Below are 15,915 nucleotides of genomic sequence, written 5' to 3' on the forward strand. Positions count from 1 at the left end.
AAGTCACATTGAATTTCGCGGATGACACCAATTCGCCGGATCAGGCGAACGCGACCTCCGCGAACCGGTCATGCAACCGCCACACCGCTTCCCGCTGCCGCTCCGCCCGCGCGCCGAGCTCCTCCAACTCCTCCGGATCGAGCCGACCGTCGCGATCGGCCCGGAGGAGCAAACTGCGCCACAACCCCACCTTGCCCGTCACCTGCATCGCGATCAGCTCCAGCTCCAACACCGGACTCGACGGAGACGGCGCCACCACCCGACCGTTCAACTTCAACCGACCCAGCTTTTCCACCACCCACGCCGCCGTGGCTTTGTAGGCCCGAACCGGAACCTCCACATCGGCCATCACACGCCGCAACGTCCGCAAATCGTCGGCGAGTTCGTCGGCCACCGCGGACAGTTCCGCCGCATGCGCCGACGAACGTTGTCCCGACGCCAACCGCCGCGCGATTTCCGCCCCACCGACCGCGGCCGCGTGGTGATCGTTGAGATAGGTCACGAAAACGAGATCATCCGAGCCGAGCATGGCCGCCGAGTACCCACCAGACCCGATCCGACACCCCACGCCTCACTCCCGGTACAGGCTCGCGTGCAGCGACCGCATCACCCGCCCGTAACCACCACCGAGGAACCGACCCGACCGCGCCAACGCCGCCTTCGCCGCATTCGCCCCCGGCCCACCATGAACCGCACCACCGGGATGCGCCGACGCCCCCGCCAGGAACAACCGATCCACCGGCGTGTCCGACCGCGCCAACCCCGGCACCGGACGGAACACCAACTGCTGGTGCAACGCCGCCGTCCCCGCGTTGATCGCCCCACCCACCAGACTCGGCTCCCGCTCCTGCAAATCGGCCGGACCCATCACGTGCCGCCGCCGGATCAACCCCCGAAACCCCGGCGCGTGCCGCTCCACCACGGCCTCCACCAGGTCCACGAACCGCCCCAACCGGTCGGCGTCCCACTCCACCCCCTGAGGCACGTGCGTGTACGCCCACGCGACCTCCGTACCCGCGGGCGACCGCGACGGATCACTCGTCGTCATCTGCCCCAACACCAGCATCGGCTCCGTCGGCACCCGACCCGTCGACAACTCCGCGCTGTACCGGATCAAACCGTCCAGATCGTTGTCCAGATGCACCGTGCCCGCCCGCGACACCACCGGATTACTCCACGGGATCGGCCCCGACAACGCCCAATCCACCTTCACCGTCGAGTCGTCCCAATGGAACCGCTCCAGATCGGACACCAACCGCGACGGCAACTGCTCCTCCCCGACCAACTCCCGATACAGCACCGGCGCGGGCACGTCCGCCAGCACCGCCTGACGCGCCCGCACCACCCCGCCGTGCGCGTCCCGAACCCCCAGCGCCCGCCCACCGGCCACCAGCACCCGCGTCACCGGACGCGAACACTCGATCCGACCACCCCGCGTCCGCAACCGCGTGGCCAACGCCTCCGCCAGCGCACCCGCACCACCCTCCGGCACCGGGAACCCGACGTCCTGCCCGAGCATCCCCAGCAACCACCCGAACACCGAACTCCCCGTCGCGGTCGGCCCCAGGTCGGTGTGCAGCGCGTTGCCCGCCAGTAACAACCGAGCACCCTCACCGTGGAAATGCTCCCGCCCGAACACGCTCACCGGAGTCGCCATCATCCGCACGAACCGCAACCCGTCCGCGACCCCCAACACCCGCGCCAACCGCGCCGCCGCCCGCACCGGAGGAAACGGCGTGAACAGCAGCTCCAGGAACGGCTCCTTCACCCGCAACCACTCGGCGAGCTGCTCCCGCCACACGTCGCCGTCCCGCACGTCGAACGACGACACCGACTCCACCGTCTCCGCCACGTCCCGCGACAACACCACGGCCCGATCGTCCGGGAACACGTGCGCCAACACCGCCGGAGCGTGACACCACCGCAACCCGTACTGCTCCAGGTCCAGACCACGCATCACCGGCGACGCCACCGACATCGGATAGAACGCGCTGAACACGTCGTGCCGGAAACCCGGCTCCGTCAACTCCGCCGTCCGCACCGCACCCCCGACGAACGGCGTGGCCTCCACCACCAACACGTCCCACCCCGCGTCGGCCAGCAGATTCGCGGCCACCAGCCCGTTCTGCCCCGCCCCCACGACCACCGCGTCGACCGTGTCGTCCACACCGCGCCCCGACCCCGCAACCGTCACGGCCTCTGGCGTACCCATCGGCCCGGACCCTACACGCGCACCCGACCCCACCTCGGCGTTTCCACCACTCAGCCGTCCCGACGAGGACCGCGATGCACCACGATGTCCTCCAACCGCGCCAACGCCTCGTCGTTCCGCGGCTTCAAAAACAACGCCTGCACCACCGACGGCAACAACCTCGCAGGCCCGTCCGTCGCCTCCTCCGACATCGTGACCCGCGTACTCGACTCCCCCACCGGCTCCAACTCGACCCGCACCCGCGCCCGCCCCAACACCCACAACCGCGCGTCCAACTCGATCACCCGCCCCGGCTCCACCTCCGTCACCGTCGACACGTCCGGCACCTGCACCGGCCACGCCCCCGCCTTGTGATGAATCCGGCTGCCCTCGGCAGGCCACGACTCGTCGACGTCCCGAATGTGCGCGTTGCCGACCACCCAACCCGCGTAACTCCACCCGTCCGCCAACACCGCGAACACCCGCTCCGGCCCCGCGGGCATCACCCGACTCGTCTCGATCATCCGACCCACCTCCACGGAAAGCGCAGTACCCGCACCACGACCTCTTGACTCCCCGTGACCCGGATCACGACCCCGCCCTGTCACACCCCAGCCGCGCCCCTCGTCACCGCAACGACAACCACCATCGACCGAAGGGGGAACCATGAGCACCAGGATCGTCGTGATCGGCGCGGGCTACGCCGGCCTGCTCGCCGCACTCAAACTCACCCGACGCCGCGACACCGACGTCGTCCTCCTCAACGACTCCGACCGCTTCGTCGAACGCGTCCGCCTGCACGAACACGCCACCGGACGACCACCGCGAGACCTCCCCCTCGCCGACCTCGTCGCCGGAACCGACCTCACCCTCGTCACCGACACCGCCACCGCGTTCGACGACACCGCCGTCCACACCGCCTCCGGCGACCACCACCACTACGACTTGCTCGTCCTCGCCACCGGCAGCACCCACGACGACGCCGGCGTCCCCGGCGTCCGCGACCACACCCACTCCGTCGCCGACTCCACCTCGGCACACCGCCTCCACCAACGGCTCCGCGCCCTACCCGACCACGCCACCGTCACCGTCGTCGGCGGCGGCCTCACCGGCATCGAAACCGCCGCCGAGATCGCCGAAACTTTCCCCCGCCTCACCGTCCGCCTCGTCACCGACGACACGCTCGGCCCCTGCCTCTCTCCCCGAGGCCGCCACCACATCCGCACCACCCTCACCGCACTCGGCGTCGACATCACCGAGCACCACCCCGTCACCCGGGTCGACGAGCACGGCCTCCACCTCACCGACGACACCCGACTGGACAGCGACGTCGTGGTCTGGGCGACCGGCTTCCGCGCCTACCCACTCGCCGCCCGCAGCGGCCTCACCGTCGACCATCTCGACCGCGTCGTCGTCGACCCGACCCTCCAATCGGTCTCACACCCCCGCGTGCACGCCATCGGCGACGCCGCAGCCCTGCGCACCCGCGACGGACTCACCCTCCGCATGGCCTGCGCCACCGGACTACCCTCCGGCGCCCACCTCGCCGACGTCATCGGCGCCCGACTCGACGGACGCCCACCCCGCCCCCTGCGCTTCCGCTACCTCAACCAGTGCATCAGCCTCGGCCGCTACGACGCGCTCGTCCAGTTCGTCCACCGCGACGACACCCCCACCCGCGCCGTCCTCACCGGCCGACTCGCCGCCCTCTACAAGGAACTCATCGTGCGCGCCACGGTCCTCGTCGAACGCCACCCCGCGTTCGCCGCGATGCTGGGGTGATCCGCGCTGCACCCGGTTCACCACCCCCGACGAGCGCCGTAGAGTGTGGCACCTGCCGTCGCGACGTCGAAGGGAAACCATGAGCACCCGACGCGGTCCGGTAGCGACACTCGCCGACTTCGCCGGCCGCTGGTTCGCGGTCCTGGTCCTGATCGGCGGTCTGATCGGGCTCGCACTGCCCGACCAGACCGCCGGCCTCGCCGACGCCGTCCCCGTGCTGCTCGGCATCATCATGTTCGGCATGGGCCTCACCCTGCGGCTGCGCGACTTCGCGCTCGTCCTGCGCCGCCCGTGGGCCGTCCTCCTCGGCCTGTGCGCCCAGTTCGTCATCATGCCGCTGCTCGCCATCACCGTGAGCTGGATCTTCGGCCTCACCGGTCTGCTCCTGGTCGGCATGGTGCTCGTCGGCGCCGCCCCCGGAGGCACCGCCTCCAACGTCATCGTCTACCTCGCCCGCGGCGACGTCGCCCTCTCGGTCACCCTCACCTCCGTCGCGACCCTGCTCGCCCCACTGCTCACCCCGCTGTGGGTGCTGTGGCTGGCAGGATCGGACCTCCCCGTGGGCTTCGGCGACCTGTTCACCTCGATCGTCCAGGTGGTCCTCGTTCCCGTCGTGGCGGGCGTCGTCGTCCGCGCGCTCGCGGGCCGTCTCGTGGAACGCGTGACGCCCTACCTTCCCCTGGTGTCGGTCACCGGCATCGTCGTCGTGGTCGCGGGCGTCGTCGGTGCCAACGCCGACGTCGTCGCCACCAGCGGACTCCTGCTCGTGGCGGCCGTGATCGTGCACAACGGGCTCGGCCTGCTGCTCGGCTACGTCACGGGCAAGGTCGCGCGCCTCGACGAAAGCGTCTGCCGGGCGCTGAGCGTGGAGGTCGGCATGCAGAACTCCGGGCTGTCCGCCAGCCTCGCGACCGCGCACTTCGCCCCGCTCGCGGCCCTGCCCGCCGCACTGTTCTCCGTCTGGCACAACGTGTCGGGTTCGGTGTTGGCGAGCTTCTGGGCGCGGCGACCCGCGACCGCGGAGCAGGAAGAGTCGACCCCCGCGTGAGCGGCGCTCACCGGTCGGAGGGCGCACCGTCCTCGTCGACGAACGGCGAGAACTCGAAACTCAGCTCCTCGTAGCGGACGCGCGTGCGCAGGATGCCCGCCGCGTCCTGCCGCCGCAGCCGATCCAGCGTGCGCGCCAGCTCCTCCACGGCACGCCCGGGATAGGCGTCGGTCTGGGCGAGCGTGCGATGCAGGTCGGAGACCTCCCACCCGTCCTTCGTCCCACTACCCGCGGGGACGGCGAGCGTGATGTCGAGCAGCCACCGCGACGGTTTGCCCGTCAGAGCGGGCGTCTGATGTGTCTGGACACCGGCGACGAAGTCGGCGCGAACCAGCCCGTCGGTGAGCGTCGCGACCCAGACGTTCTCCAGCCCCATGCCGTTGTCTACCCCGTCGGGAACGGGACGATACGTCGAAGGTCGGGCGACACCGTCCCTCAACGCCCTGGCGTATAGGCCGTTATACAGTTCACACGATCCGGTCAACCTCGCTCCGTGAGCACGCCGCACGCACCGTCACCGAAGTAGCCCAGCGCCGAGGCCGACCCGTCACCGCCGAAAGCCCGGATTGACCCCCGCCGCAGCGGGTACCACAGCCGAGATGAAGCTTCCACGACTCCTCCGCGACTCCGAATCCGTCGACCGCGTCGACCGCCCGGCGGAGGCACTCGCCCACCGTCTCCGCCGCGTCCTCGACGACAGCGCCCTGGACAGAGCACTGCGCGGCTCCTGGATCGGCCACCCCGCACACCCCCTCCTCGTCACCGTGCCCATCGGCGCGTGGGTGTGCTCCGCCGCGTTCGACGCCCTCGGCGACCACGCCGCCGCGCGCCGCCTCATCGCCATCGGCTCCCTCACCGCTCCGGCCGCAGCCGTCACCGGACTGGCGGAGTTCGCCCGACTGTCCACGGTGCAACGACGCGTCGGGCTCCTGCACTTGACGGCCGTCGCCGCAGCTCAGGCGTGTTACGTTACGTCGCACCGCTGCCGGTCCCGGGGCGCGCACAAGGCAGGAATGATCTGGAGCGCACTGGGGCTCGCCGCGGTCGCCACGGGCGGCGCGCTCGGCGGTCACCTGTCCTACGCCCTCGGAGCGGGCGTGTACGAGTGGCAGGAAGGCCCCGAGCACTGATCCCCGCGGACGTGATCCCGTACGACCACGCCGAGGAGGTCCGGGCATGGCGGTGACCCTCGTCCACGGAACGTCGTTCTGCGTCTGCGGCGACGACGGCGAGTTCAGCGGCGGAATCGCCGAGGGAACCTTCTACCAGGACACCCGCATCCTGTCCGGCTGGCAGCTCCGCATCGACGGCAAACCCGTCGAGCCCATCACCGTGCAGGTGCCCGAACCCTTCCACGCCCGGTTCGTCGGTCGCGCCCACTCCGGGGAAGGTGCGACCGAGAGCTCGCTGCTCGTCCGCCGCGAACGCTACGTCGGCGGCGGCATGCGCGAGGACCTCATCCTCCGCAACTACGGACGCACCGACGTCACCTGCACGGTCAGCGTCCGCGTGGCCGCCGACTTCGCCGACGTCTTCGAGGTCAAGGCGGGCCGCATCCGCGACAAGGGCCACCACGCGGTCGAGGTCACCGGCACCGGTCTGCACCTCACCCGGTACCTCGACTCCTCCAGTCGAGGCGTGCGCATCACCGGCCAGACCCTCGACGGCAGCACCGCCGAGTACTCCCGCGACCGCGTCACATTCCGCGTCGCCGTCCCCGCCGGACAGGAGTGGTACGCCTCCGTCACCGCGTTGCCCGTCGTCGACGGCACCCCCATCGTCCCCCTCTTCCCACGAGAGGAACCCGTCGAGCAGTCCCGGCCCGCCATCCTCGCGCGCCGCTGGCGCGAAGGAAGCCCGGTGCTGCGCTACTCCGACAACCGCGCCCTCGCGCACACCCTGCAACGCAGCCGCGAAGACCTCGGGGCCTTGCGCATCTTCAACCCCGACCACCCCGACGACGTCGCCATCGCCGCGGGCGCACCGTGGTTCATGGCCCTGTTCGGACGGGACTCCCTGCTCGCATCCCTCATGTCCCTGGCCATCGACCCGGCCCTGGCACTCGGCACCGTCCAGACCCTCGCCCACCACCAGGGCACCAGAGTCGACCCGGACAGCGAAGAGGAACCCGGCCGCATCCTCCACGAGGTCCGCTTCGGCGCCGACGCCTCCCTCGCCCTGGGCGGCAGCCACATCTACTTCGGCACCGCGGACGCCACTCCCCTGTTCGTCATGCTGCTCGGCGAACTCAGCCGCTGGGGCATCGGCCGCGACCGGGTCGAGGCACTGCTCGACAACGCCGACCGGGCGCTCGCCTGGATCGACACCTACGGCGACCGCGACGGCGACGGCTTCGTCGAGTACCACCGCGCCACCGACCGCGGTCTGGTCAACCAGGGCTGGAAGGACTCCTGGGACGGCGTCAACTTCGCCGACGGCACAATCGCCCACTCCCCCATCGCGCTGTGCGAGGTCCAGGGCTACGTCTACGCCGCGTTCGTGGCGAGGGCGGAACTCGCGGAGAGCACCGGGGACCACGACCGCAGCCGCTACTGGCACGAGCGCGCCGCCGCGTTCAAGAAACACTTCAACGAACGATTCTGGATACCCGAACTCGGTCGTTACGCACTCGGTCTCGACGCCGACAAACGCCCCATCGACTCCGTTGCGTCCAATATCGGTCACTGTCTGTGGACCGGAATCGTCGACGAATCCCGTGCCGCGTCCGTCGCCGATTCCCTGCTGTCCCCACAGATGTTCAACGGCTGGGGAATCCGCACCCTCGCCTCCGACATGGGCGCCTACAACCCGATGAGCTACCACAACGGCTCGGTGTGGCCGCACGACAACGCCCTCATCGTCGCCGGTCTCATGCGTTACGGCTTCGTCGAACACGCCCAACGCGTCGCCGTGGCCCTCTTCGACGCCGCCGCGGCATTCGACGGGCGACTTCCCGAGCTCATGTGCGGTTTCGACCGCAGCGAGTACGACTCCCCCGTGCCCTACCCCACCTCCTGCTCGCCGCAGGCGTGGGCGTCCGCCGCACCCGTGCACCTACTGCGCACGCTGCTGCGGTTCCAGCCCTCGCTTGTCCACCGCAAGCTCCGCGTTTCCCCTGCGTTACCGGAATCGTTCGGAGCGTTACTGATCGACGACGTCCCGCTCGGCGGGAGTCGCATTTCCATCGAGGCGAAGGGAACCGACGTCCGGATCGGGCATCTGCCGTCGGGGATCGAAATCGTTCATTAGGTCGAAGTACTTTCGACACCGTGCCGTTTGTCCCTTCTCCCCCAGGGAATTGGGGCCAACATGAGCCAACCCAGAATCGCCATGATCGCGCCCCCCTGGTTCGAACTGCCCCCGAGCGCCTACGGCGGCATCGAAGCCATGGCGGCCGATCTCATCGAACAGCTCTCCCTCCGCGGCGCGGACCTCACGCTCGTCGGCGTGGGACGCAACGGCACTCCCGCCGACTTCGTCCCCACCTACGACAAGCCCAACGAGGACCGACTCGGCCAGGTGCTGCCCGAGGTGACCCACGCGGCGGAACTGAGCGACATCATCGAGAAGATCGACCCCGACGTCGTCCACGACCACAGCCTCGCCGGACCTCTCATGGCCCGGGGCCGCCGGATGCCGACCGTGCTCACCGCGCACGGGCCCGTGAACGGCGAGATGGGCCGCTACTACCGCGGTCTCGGCGACAGCGTGCACCTCGTGGCCGTCTCCGACGCCCAACGGCGACTCGCCCCCGACCTCAACTGGGTCGGCACGGTGCACAACGCCGTGCGCGTCGACCGGTTCCCCTTCCAGGAGAAGAAGGAGGACTACGTCCTGTTCCTCGGCCGCGCCTGCGTCGAGAAGGGCATCCCGCAGGCCATCAGCGCCGCCCGCCGCGCGGGCGTCCACCTCAAGATCGCCGCGAAGTGCCGCGAACCCGAGGAGAAGGCGTACTTCGACCGCGAGATCGCACCACTGCTCGGGCCGGGGGTCGAGTGGCTCGGCGAGGCCGACCGCGCCCGCAAGGCCGAGCTGTTGAAGGGCGCCCGCTGCCTCGTCTTCCCCGTCTGCTGGGAGGAACCGTTCGGCATCGTCATGGTCGAGGCCATGGCGTGCGGCACCCCGGTGGTCGGCTTCCGTCGCGGTTCGGTGCCCGAGGTCGTGGCCCACGGCCGGACGGGCTTCGTGTGCGACGACGTCGAGGGCCTCGCCGACGCGATCGGCCGGGTCGACGAACTCTCCCCGCACGACTGCCGCCGGGAGGCCGAACTGCGATTCGACGTCGAGCTGATGGCCGACCGCTACGCCCGGATCTACGAATCCGTGCTCTGAGGCGCGTCCCCGGTCTCGTGGGCGACCCCCACCACCGGATACCGCAGCCAGGTGCCCATCAGGCCCTGCTGCTCCACACCGGGACGCGAGTAGTCGCACACCCCGTCGGGGAAGACCTCCCGCAGGCGCCGCCACTGCCGATCGGTGAACTCGACGGCGTAGTCCGCCGGGTCCACCGCCTTCAGCCGGCACTTGACGACGTCCGCTCGCACGCTCTCCCCCGCGACTTCGCGGGGGAAGGACGCCGACGGGTACCACTGTTCGCACTCACTCGCCGGATCGCGATCCAAGGGCTGCGCGACGAAGACCGGGTCCTCGTCGCGTGAGTAGCAGCCCTCCCGCAACGTCGCGGGCTTCGCGGCCGCGATCTCCTCCACGTCGAAGGGAGCCGAACCTGCCTGTCCCAACGTGGTCAACCAACGGTCCATCTCGACGACGGCACTCCGCAGCAACGGGCTCCGCGTGCTGAACCCGCCGTAGCGGTTGTCCTCCAGCAGGCTCACGTGGTTGGCCGCCGAACCGTTGGCCTCCCGCAGCCGCTCCCGGATCGAGAACGTGTGGTAGCGGACGTGGATGTCACCGTTCGGCAGGTCGTCGCTGTAGGCGCGGTAGTCGATGATCGGCACGGTGCCGAGCCCGCCTCCACCGTTGGTGAGCCGACCGGTCCGGTAGGCGATCCGAATGGCCTGCGGGTCGCCCTCCGTCCGTCGCGGCACGATGTTCGCGTCGTCGTCGAACCCGCCGACACGCGCGTTGAGATCGAGGAACTCGTCGACGGTGATGACGCCGTCGTTGAGCGCCTTCAGTCCGTACTGGACACCCACGTTGTCCAGCGGGCGGCGCGCGAACCCGGTCTCCGGGTCTCGCCCGTACACGTTCACCGCGTGGTCGTACACCCCGCAGCGCACCCCTCGAGGATTGGTCTCGGGGTGGTAGCGCTGCTCGACCGGCACCATGTCGCAGTACGCGGTCGGGGAGATCCGACGCGCGCCCACGGCGACGTTCGGCGCGGTCTCGTACCGCAGGAACCCCGTGACGGCCCGCTTCTGCTCCTCGGTCCAGTCGAGGTCGGAGCGCGTGAAGTACTCGTGCAGCAGCCACGCGTCGGTGATGAAGTTGACCGTGCCGAACCCGACCTCGGGGAAGGAGCAGCCCACCACGATGCCATCGAAGATGCCCGGGTAGTTGTCGACGATCTGGTGCGCCTGGTACGCCCCGCCCGAACACCCGAACCCGATGGTGTGCTCGATCGGGCCGTGGCGCTCGACGAAACGTTCCTTGACCATCATGGCCGTCTCCGCCGCCGTGACGTCGGCGCAGTTGGCCCCGTAGACGTTGAGCGACGAGGACATGACGCCGTAGCCGCGGCTGAGCATGAAGTCGTCCGTGACACCGCCGGTGGTGTCGCCCTGGCGATACCACCCGCGCGTGCAGCCGCCGCCGAGCGTGTAGATCGCCCGACCGTTCCAGCCCTCGGGCCTCGCCCCAGGCCCGGGTTCGGGTTCCCGCAGCGGGTCGTGCAGCACCGTCATCTGGTAGATGCCCCGGTTGAGCGTCCCCGTCTCCATGCGCACCACGTAGGGCACGCGCCGCCCGAGTGACGTGGTGGTCCAGGCGAGATCGTCGGGATACTCGGTGGTGCCCTCGGGCCACGGCGCGAACGCGTTGCCGGTGGTGCGGTAGAAGTGGTCGACCCTGGTCTCGATCGAGCAGTCCTCGTCGATCGGCTCGCCCAGCGTGCCGCCGAGGACGGGGAGCCGGAACGTCGTCGTCTCACAGACGAACGGTTGCTGGTGCGGCCCCGAGAACACCGGCCCGGTCGCCGGATGGTTGACGACCTGAAGTTCCGTGCGTGGTCGTCCTCGTCCCGGCACGGACGCCTGGACGACGTTGACTCCTTCGCGCAGCCCGGTGACGTGACCCGTGAGCGTGTGAGCCTGCGTGTCCGCGACGAACCGGTCGGTGACGTCGCGGCCGTTGAGGCGCACCGACACCACCGGCAGTGGCACCTCGCGCGACGCCTCGACCTGCAACAGCGCGTCCCCGGCGGTGACCATGTCCGCGCGACCGGACAGGACCCGCACCGTGAGCTCACCGCGTGGTGCCGCCTCACCTCCGAGCGGGTTCATGAGCATCACCAGGGTGGACACCGCGGCCACCAGCGCCACGGAGGCGGCTCTTCGCATCGCACCTCGCCTCATCGGCCCCTCCCCTGCCCGTGCGTCGACGTTGGCACTGTAATCGACCGAATTCTCTCCGTAATGATGCGTTCGGGCGCATCGGTCTGCCGCCAACAGGACTCACGAGCGCGACACCCCGCGATCGGTGGTCACCCTCGGGCGGGCCCGGCGCATGCGTCGGCGGCGGAGGCGGTCGAGCATGAGGACATGGCACCTCCGCCGCCCTGCTCTCCCATGCTCGCCGTGCCCGGCGACGTCCCGTCGGGCGACGACTGGGCCTACGAGTGGAAGTGGGACGGCGTCCGCGCGATCGTGGGTGTGGCGGGTGACGAGGTCCGGGTCCACTCCCGCAACCTGCGCGACGTCACGGCGAGCTATCCGGAACTGCACGCCCTCACCGGCCTCACCCGCCACCGCCTTCTCCTCGACGGGGAACTCGTCACCCTCGACGAGGCGGGCCGCCCCCACTTCGGGCTGCTCCAGTCCCGCATGCACGTCCACGCCCCCACCCCGCGCCTGCTGCGGGACGCGCCCGTGCACTACTACGTCTTCGACGTGCTCGTCGTCGACGACACCGACCTGCGCGAGCTGCCCTACCACCTGCGCCGCGAACGCCTCGCCGCGCTCGACCTCTCGGCACCGCCGACCGTGCGCACGCCGGAGTACTACACGCAGGTCTCCGGCGCGGAGCTGCTGAGCGTCGCCGCTGAACACGGGTTGGAGGGCGTGGTCTCCAAGCGACTCGACTCCACCTACCGGCCGGGGATGCGCTCCCGAAGCTGGATCAAGACTCCGTTGCGCGAGACCCAGGAAGTCGTGGTCGGCGGGTGGGCGACGGGCGAGGGACGTCGGGCCGACACGCTGGGCGCGCTGCTGCTCGGCGCCTACGACGCCGACAGCGACCTCGTGTACGTCGGCCACGTCGGCACCGGCTTCACCGACGCCGCGCTGGCGGACCTGCTCACCCGACTCCGACGGCACGAACGGCCGTCGAGTCCCTTCTCGACACCCGTGCCCCGTGAGTCCTCCCGGCACGCGCACTGGGTCGAACCCGTGTACGTGGGTGAGGTCGAGCACCGACAGTGGACCCGGGACGGCAGGTTACGGCATCCGTCGTGGCGGGGCCTGCGGCCGGACCGCGAGCCGAGCGAGGTCACGCTCCCGCGTTCCCACTGACGTTCGACGGTCGGATCGCCGCGTACAGCAGCATGTCCACGCGCCTGCCCCCGATCTCCTGGTGGCTGCGCAACAGACCTTCCCGCTCGTACCCCGCACGCTCGGCGGTGCGCACGGACGCGACGTTCCACGGTTCGATGTAGAGCTCCACCCGGGCGAGACCGGGCACCGTCCAGGCAAACCGGGTGAGCGCGACGAGCGCCTGCGCGGCCACCCCGCGGCCTCGGTGTCGGGGAGCGACGCTGTAGCCCGCGCTCGCACGGCCCGAGGCCGGTGCCGTGAAGTTCAGCCCCGCCGTGCCGAGCGCCTCGTCGGTGACGCGGTCGGCCACACAGAACGGATACCCGGCACCGGTTCGCAGTCGCTGACGCTGGCGTTGGAGGTAGGCGAGGGCGTCGTCCCGACTCGCGTGGGAGGGCAACGTCCCGATCGTCGGGACGTACGGATCGGTCGACAACTCCCGCAGCATGTCGACGTCACGGTCGTCGAACATCCGCAGGCGGACGTCGCCGAACATCGGCGCCGTCGACGGTGGAGTCAACGGTGGGGAGACCACGCCGCCAGTGTGCACCATGCCGAGCGTCGCCGACACCGGCCTGCCGACGGCGGTCGGCTCACGTGCCCACGGTCGTCCGTCCAAGCGGGACCGCGTCGCAGACCGAGTCCACGAACGCCGCCACCCGCGCGGGCTGCGCGGCCGGGCGGCCGAACGGAACCTGTTCGACGGACCGTCAGGCGGGGATGACGACCGCCTGACCGCTCACCCGAACTCTCGCGTCGTCCGGGGTCACGGTGACGTGCAGCTCGCTCGGCCGTCCCATGTCCTCGCCCTGCCGGACGAGGAAGGACGTCGGCTCCGGGACGAGACCGAGTGCCCGCAGGTAACCACCGAACGCCGCCGCGGCCGCACCGGTCGCGGCGTCCTCGACCACACCACCGACGGGGAATGGGTTCCTTGCGTGGTACGTGCCGTCCACTCCGGTGCAGAAGAGGTGCACGGTCGTCCAGTCCTGCTCCCGCATGAGGTCGGCGAGAGCGTCGACGTCGTAGTGCAGCTCGGCGAGCCGGGACCGGGTGCGGACGCCCAGGACGAGGTGGTGGTTGCCGCCGAAAGCGACGTGCGGTGGGAAGCGCGGGTCGAGATCGGCGCGCTCCCACCGCAGCGCCGCCAGCGCCGCGTCGACCACCGTGTCACCGGCGGAGACGGACGAGGTCTCCACACTGGTCAGCGTCGCCCGGGGCGCCGTGTCGTCGCTCGTCACCTCGACGGGGACCTCACCGGCGCGCGTGGCGAACACCAGGCGTCCCGGACCGAGTCGACGTCCCAGCTCGACAGCCGTGGCGACGGTGGCGTGGCCGCAGAAGGCGACCTCGGCGAGGGGACTGAAGTAGCGCAGCTCGAACCTGCGCCGCCGTTCGTCCCCGCCCGTGACGAACGCGGTCTCCGAGTAGCCGACCTCGGCGGCGATCTCCCGCATCCGCGCGTCGTCGAGCCCGGCCGCGTCGACGACGACGCCCGCCGGGTTGCCTCCCGCCGGATCGGTGGTGAACGCCGCGTATCGCAGCACCGTCGGAGACACGCCGGACCTCACCTCTTCCAGGCCACGCCCGCCAGACCGCGCGACCGGGCGGGGTCGTCGTTGTAGGGGTCCTCGCCGGAGGGACGCCACTGCGGCAACCACACCAGGCCCGGCTCGACCATTTCGAGGCCGTCGAAGAACGAGGCGATCTCCTCGCGCGGACGCGGCATCGCCGGGCTGTTGGTCTTCTTCGCGTAGGACTCGGTCAGCTTCTTCGACAGCGCGAGGGTCTCGGTGTCGGAGGGGTCGACGTGGATGTGCGACAACGCCAGCAGGCTCCCCTTCGGCAGCCGCTCACGGTAGTAGGCCAGCACCCGCCCCGGGTTGGTCTCCGGCGGCATGAAGTGCAGCAGCGCCACGACGAGCAGCGCGATCGGTTCGGTCTCGTCGATCACGCCCGTGTCGAGCACTCGCTGCCACAACAACGCGCCGTCGAAGAAGTCGGCGTCGATGGCCCGGTGGCGCTCCGGGTCGGCGGTCTTCTCCAGCAGGATCTCGGCGTGGGCCTGCGCGATCGGCTCGTTGTCGATGTAGACGACGCGGCACTCGCCGGGGGCGACCTCGTCGGCGACCTCGTGCACGTTGCCCTGTGTGGGAAGGCCCGAGCCGATGTCGACGAACTGCCGGACGCCCTGTTCGACGGCGAATTCCACCGCCCGCCGCAGGAACGCGCGGTTCGACCGGGCGAAGTCGCGGATGTCGGGCAACAGCCGTAGTTGTTCCTCGGCGAACGCCTGGTCCACCGCGTAGTTGTGGGTCCCGCCGAGCAGGTAGTCGTACACCCGCCCCACCGACACCTTGTTCACCGACTCAGCGAGCCGGTCGGCGTTGCTCGCCGACATACGTCCCACTCTCCTCTGCCCAAGATCATGATGTGGTACGCCCACAGTGTGCCGCCTCACTCTCCGCATGCACACACCGAGGCCGGACAAACCACTCAGCCGGAGCCACGTCGGCCGCTCGTCGGCCGCGTCAGGAGCAATGCCCCATCGGTGTCATCGCGACCGAACTTGCTTCCGAGCCCCGGCGTATAGGGCGTTATACGCCCTACTTGCCCGATTTGCGGCGCCCACACCTGCAGAAATCGGCACCGATCACTATCAGTGGCCGGCCGATCACTGATATCGTGTCACTCCGGGCGTCGCGCCGTTCGGTGCCGCACCCGACACGTCTTTTCTGGGGAGACATCTCATGGCGTTCGAAGTCGTGCCCGAGGACCTCGTCGCACACGCCAGCCACCTCGACGGGATCAGCGACCGGCTGGGCACAGCCGTCGACGCGGCCCGCACGGTCAGCATGGACGACAGCGCCTACGGGCTGCTCTGCGCGTTCCTACCTCTGATCATCAATCCCATGGAGGACGACGGCATCGCCGCCCTGGAAGCCGCCTCCGAAGGCGTCTCCGTGCTCGCGGACAACATCCGCCGAGCGGGCGAGTCGTACCGCGACGCCGACTCCTCGAACGAACGCCCGATGACCGGCTTCGAACGGGCCCTCGACGCCACCGCCATCAAGACCGTCTGACGTCGGCGACCCGTACCCGGCCGACTCCACTGTTCCACCGGTCGCCCTGGCGACGACCGGTTCCGCTGACACGCTCGACCCACCCTGAGGGAGGGACCGGCC

15 protein-coding genes are annotated in these 15,915 nt (G+C 70.1%); 7 read left to right on the top strand and 8 right to left on the bottom strand.

Annotated features, from left to right (window positions below; all coding sequences use genetic code 11):
- Positions 1–40: 40 nt before the first annotated feature.
- The 3 genes from JAV51_RS06975 to JAV51_RS06985 are packed head-to-tail and all read right to left on the bottom strand — an operon-like array spanning position 41 to position 2,715.
- Positions 41–529 (bottom strand): hypothetical protein, encoded by a 489-nt coding sequence (locus JAV51_RS06975; protein WP_197319830.1) that lies wholly within the window; start codon positions 527–529, stop codon positions 41–43.
- Positions 530–571: 42 nt separating this feature from the next.
- Complete coding sequence (locus JAV51_RS06980) at positions 572–2,212, bottom strand: NAD(P)/FAD-dependent oxidoreductase (protein ID WP_197319831.1); 1,641 nt, start codon at positions 2,210–2,212, stop codon at positions 572–574.
- A 50-nt stretch (positions 2,213–2,262) separates the two neighbouring features.
- Positions 2,263–2,715 (bottom strand): SRPBCC family protein, encoded by a 453-nt coding sequence (locus JAV51_RS06985; protein WP_197319832.1) that lies wholly within the window; start codon positions 2,713–2,715, stop codon positions 2,263–2,265.
- Positions 2,716–2,857: 142 nt separating this feature from the next.
- Here JAV51_RS06985 and JAV51_RS06990 point away from each other — a divergent pair, with 142 nt between their 5' ends.
- The gene (locus JAV51_RS06990; RefSeq protein ID WP_197319833.1) at positions 2,858–3,973 is read left to right on the top strand and encodes an NAD(P)/FAD-dependent oxidoreductase; all 1,116 of its coding nucleotides are present in this window, start codon (positions 2,858–2,860) and stop codon (positions 3,971–3,973) included.
- A gap of 79 nt (positions 3,974–4,052) precedes the next feature.
- A complete protein-coding gene (locus JAV51_RS06995; RefSeq protein WP_197319834.1) occupies positions 4,053–5,021 on the top strand; it encodes a bile acid:sodium symporter family protein in 969 nt (322 codons plus the stop codon).
- A gap of 7 nt (positions 5,022–5,028) precedes the next feature.
- Here JAV51_RS06995 and JAV51_RS07000 read toward each other — a convergent pair whose 3' ends face one another.
- Entirely contained in the window at positions 5,029–5,397 is a 369-nt protein-coding gene (locus JAV51_RS07000) for a hypothetical protein (RefSeq protein WP_197319835.1), read from the bottom strand.
- Between the two features lie 223 nt (positions 5,398–5,620).
- Here JAV51_RS07000 and JAV51_RS07005 point away from each other — a divergent pair, with 223 nt between their 5' ends.
- The 3 genes from JAV51_RS07005 to JAV51_RS07015 are packed head-to-tail and all read left to right on the top strand — an operon-like array spanning position 5,621 to position 9,353.
- Positions 5,621–6,151, top strand: a complete 531-nt coding sequence (locus JAV51_RS07005; RefSeq protein WP_197319836.1) for a DUF2231 domain-containing protein — start codon at positions 5,621–5,623, stop codon at positions 6,149–6,151.
- Positions 6,152–6,197: 46 nt separating this feature from the next.
- The gene (locus JAV51_RS07010) at positions 6,198–8,270 is read left to right on the top strand and encodes a glycogen debranching N-terminal domain-containing protein (RefSeq protein WP_197319837.1); all 2,073 of its coding nucleotides are present in this window, start codon (positions 6,198–6,200) and stop codon (positions 8,268–8,270) included.
- A gap of 60 nt (positions 8,271–8,330) precedes the next feature.
- A complete protein-coding gene (locus tag JAV51_RS07015) occupies positions 8,331–9,353 on the top strand; it encodes a glycosyltransferase family 4 protein (RefSeq protein WP_197319838.1) in 1,023 nt (340 codons plus the stop codon).
- Here the strand turns inward: JAV51_RS07015 and JAV51_RS07020 are convergent.
- Positions 9,335–11,554 carry a DUF6351 family protein gene (locus JAV51_RS07020; RefSeq protein ID WP_197319839.1) on the bottom strand — a complete coding sequence of 740 codons (2,220 nt, stop codon included), beginning with the start codon at positions 11,552–11,554 and terminating at the stop codon, positions 9,335–9,337. The two genes, JAV51_RS07015 and JAV51_RS07020, sit on opposite strands and share 19 nt — an antisense overlap.
- A gap of 213 nt (positions 11,555–11,767) precedes the next feature.
- Between JAV51_RS07020 and ligD the strand changes: the two genes are divergently transcribed.
- The gene (gene ligD / locus JAV51_RS07025) at positions 11,768–12,709 is read left to right on the top strand and encodes a non-homologous end-joining DNA ligase (RefSeq protein ID WP_197320110.1); all 942 of its coding nucleotides are present in this window, start codon (positions 11,768–11,770) and stop codon (positions 12,707–12,709) included.
- Here the strand turns inward: ligD and JAV51_RS07030 are convergent.
- The 3 genes from JAV51_RS07030 to JAV51_RS07040 form a co-directional block, all read right to left on the bottom strand.
- On the bottom strand, positions 12,687–13,349 hold the full coding sequence (locus JAV51_RS07030; RefSeq protein ID WP_231641564.1) for a GNAT family N-acetyltransferase: 663 nt from the start codon (positions 13,347–13,349) through the stop codon (positions 12,687–12,689). The genes ligD and JAV51_RS07030 overlap by 23 nt on opposite strands.
- 91 nt (positions 13,350–13,440) lie before the next feature.
- Entirely contained in the window at positions 13,441–14,289 is an 849-nt protein-coding gene (locus JAV51_RS07035) for a PhzF family phenazine biosynthesis isomerase (protein WP_307845761.1), read from the bottom strand.
- Between the two features lie 8 nt (positions 14,290–14,297).
- Positions 14,298–15,131 carry an SAM-dependent methyltransferase gene (locus tag JAV51_RS07040; protein ID WP_197319841.1) on the bottom strand — a complete coding sequence of 278 codons (834 nt, stop codon included), beginning with the start codon at positions 15,129–15,131 and terminating at the stop codon, positions 14,298–14,300.
- A 349-nt stretch (positions 15,132–15,480) separates the two neighbouring features.
- On the opposite strand from JAV51_RS07040, the gene JAV51_RS07045 reads away from it, so the two are divergent.
- Positions 15,481–15,813, top strand: a complete 333-nt coding sequence (locus JAV51_RS07045; protein WP_197319842.1) for a type VII secretion target — start codon at positions 15,481–15,483, stop codon at positions 15,811–15,813.
- Positions 15,814–15,915: the final 102 nt, after the last annotated feature.

Origin of the sequence: Saccharomonospora sp. NB11 (genome assembly GCF_015910535.1) — a bacterium.
Classification (GTDB): domain Bacteria; phylum Actinomycetota; class Actinomycetes; order Mycobacteriales; family Pseudonocardiaceae; genus Saccharomonospora.

What these genes read in the sequence shown, in the direction of transcription:
- JAV51_RS06975 (WP_197319830.1), bottom strand. Translation starts at nt 529, where the DNA reads ATGCTCGGCTCGGATGATCTCGTTTTCGTGACCTATCTCAACGATCAC.
- JAV51_RS06980 (WP_197319831.1), bottom strand. Translation starts at nt 2,212, where the DNA reads ATGGGTACGCCAGAGGCCGTGACGGTTGCGGGGTCGGGGCGCGGTGTG.
- JAV51_RS06985 (WP_197319832.1), bottom strand. Translation starts at nt 2,715, where the DNA reads ATGATCGAGACGAGTCGGGTGATGCCCGCGGGGCCGGAGCGGGTGTTC.
- JAV51_RS06990 (WP_197319833.1), top strand. Translation starts at nt 2,858, where the DNA reads ATGAGCACCAGGATCGTCGTGATCGGCGCGGGCTACGCCGGCCTGCTC.
- JAV51_RS06995 (WP_197319834.1), top strand. Translation starts at nt 4,053, where the DNA reads ATGAGCACCCGACGCGGTCCGGTAGCGACACTCGCCGACTTCGCCGGC.
- JAV51_RS07000 (WP_197319835.1), bottom strand. Translation starts at nt 5,397, where the DNA reads ATGGGGCTGGAGAACGTCTGGGTCGCGACGCTCACCGACGGGCTGGTT.
- JAV51_RS07005 (WP_197319836.1), top strand. Translation starts at nt 5,621, where the DNA reads ATGAAGCTTCCACGACTCCTCCGCGACTCCGAATCCGTCGACCGCGTC.
- JAV51_RS07010 (WP_197319837.1), top strand. Translation starts at nt 6,198, where the DNA reads ATGGCGGTGACCCTCGTCCACGGAACGTCGTTCTGCGTCTGCGGCGAC.
- JAV51_RS07015 (WP_197319838.1), top strand. Translation starts at nt 8,331, where the DNA reads ATGAGCCAACCCAGAATCGCCATGATCGCGCCCCCCTGGTTCGAACTG.
- JAV51_RS07020 (WP_197319839.1), bottom strand. Translation starts at nt 11,554, where the DNA reads ATGAGGCGAGGTGCGATGCGAAGAGCCGCCTCCGTGGCGCTGGTGGCC.
- ligD (WP_197320110.1), top strand. Translation starts at nt 11,768, where the DNA reads ATGCTCGCCGTGCCCGGCGACGTCCCGTCGGGCGACGACTGGGCCTAC.
- JAV51_RS07040 (WP_197319841.1), bottom strand. Translation starts at nt 15,131, where the DNA reads ATGTCGGCGAGCAACGCCGACCGGCTCGCTGAGTCGGTGAACAAGGTG.
- JAV51_RS07045 (WP_197319842.1), top strand. Translation starts at nt 15,481, where the DNA reads ATGGCGTTCGAAGTCGTGCCCGAGGACCTCGTCGCACACGCCAGCCAC.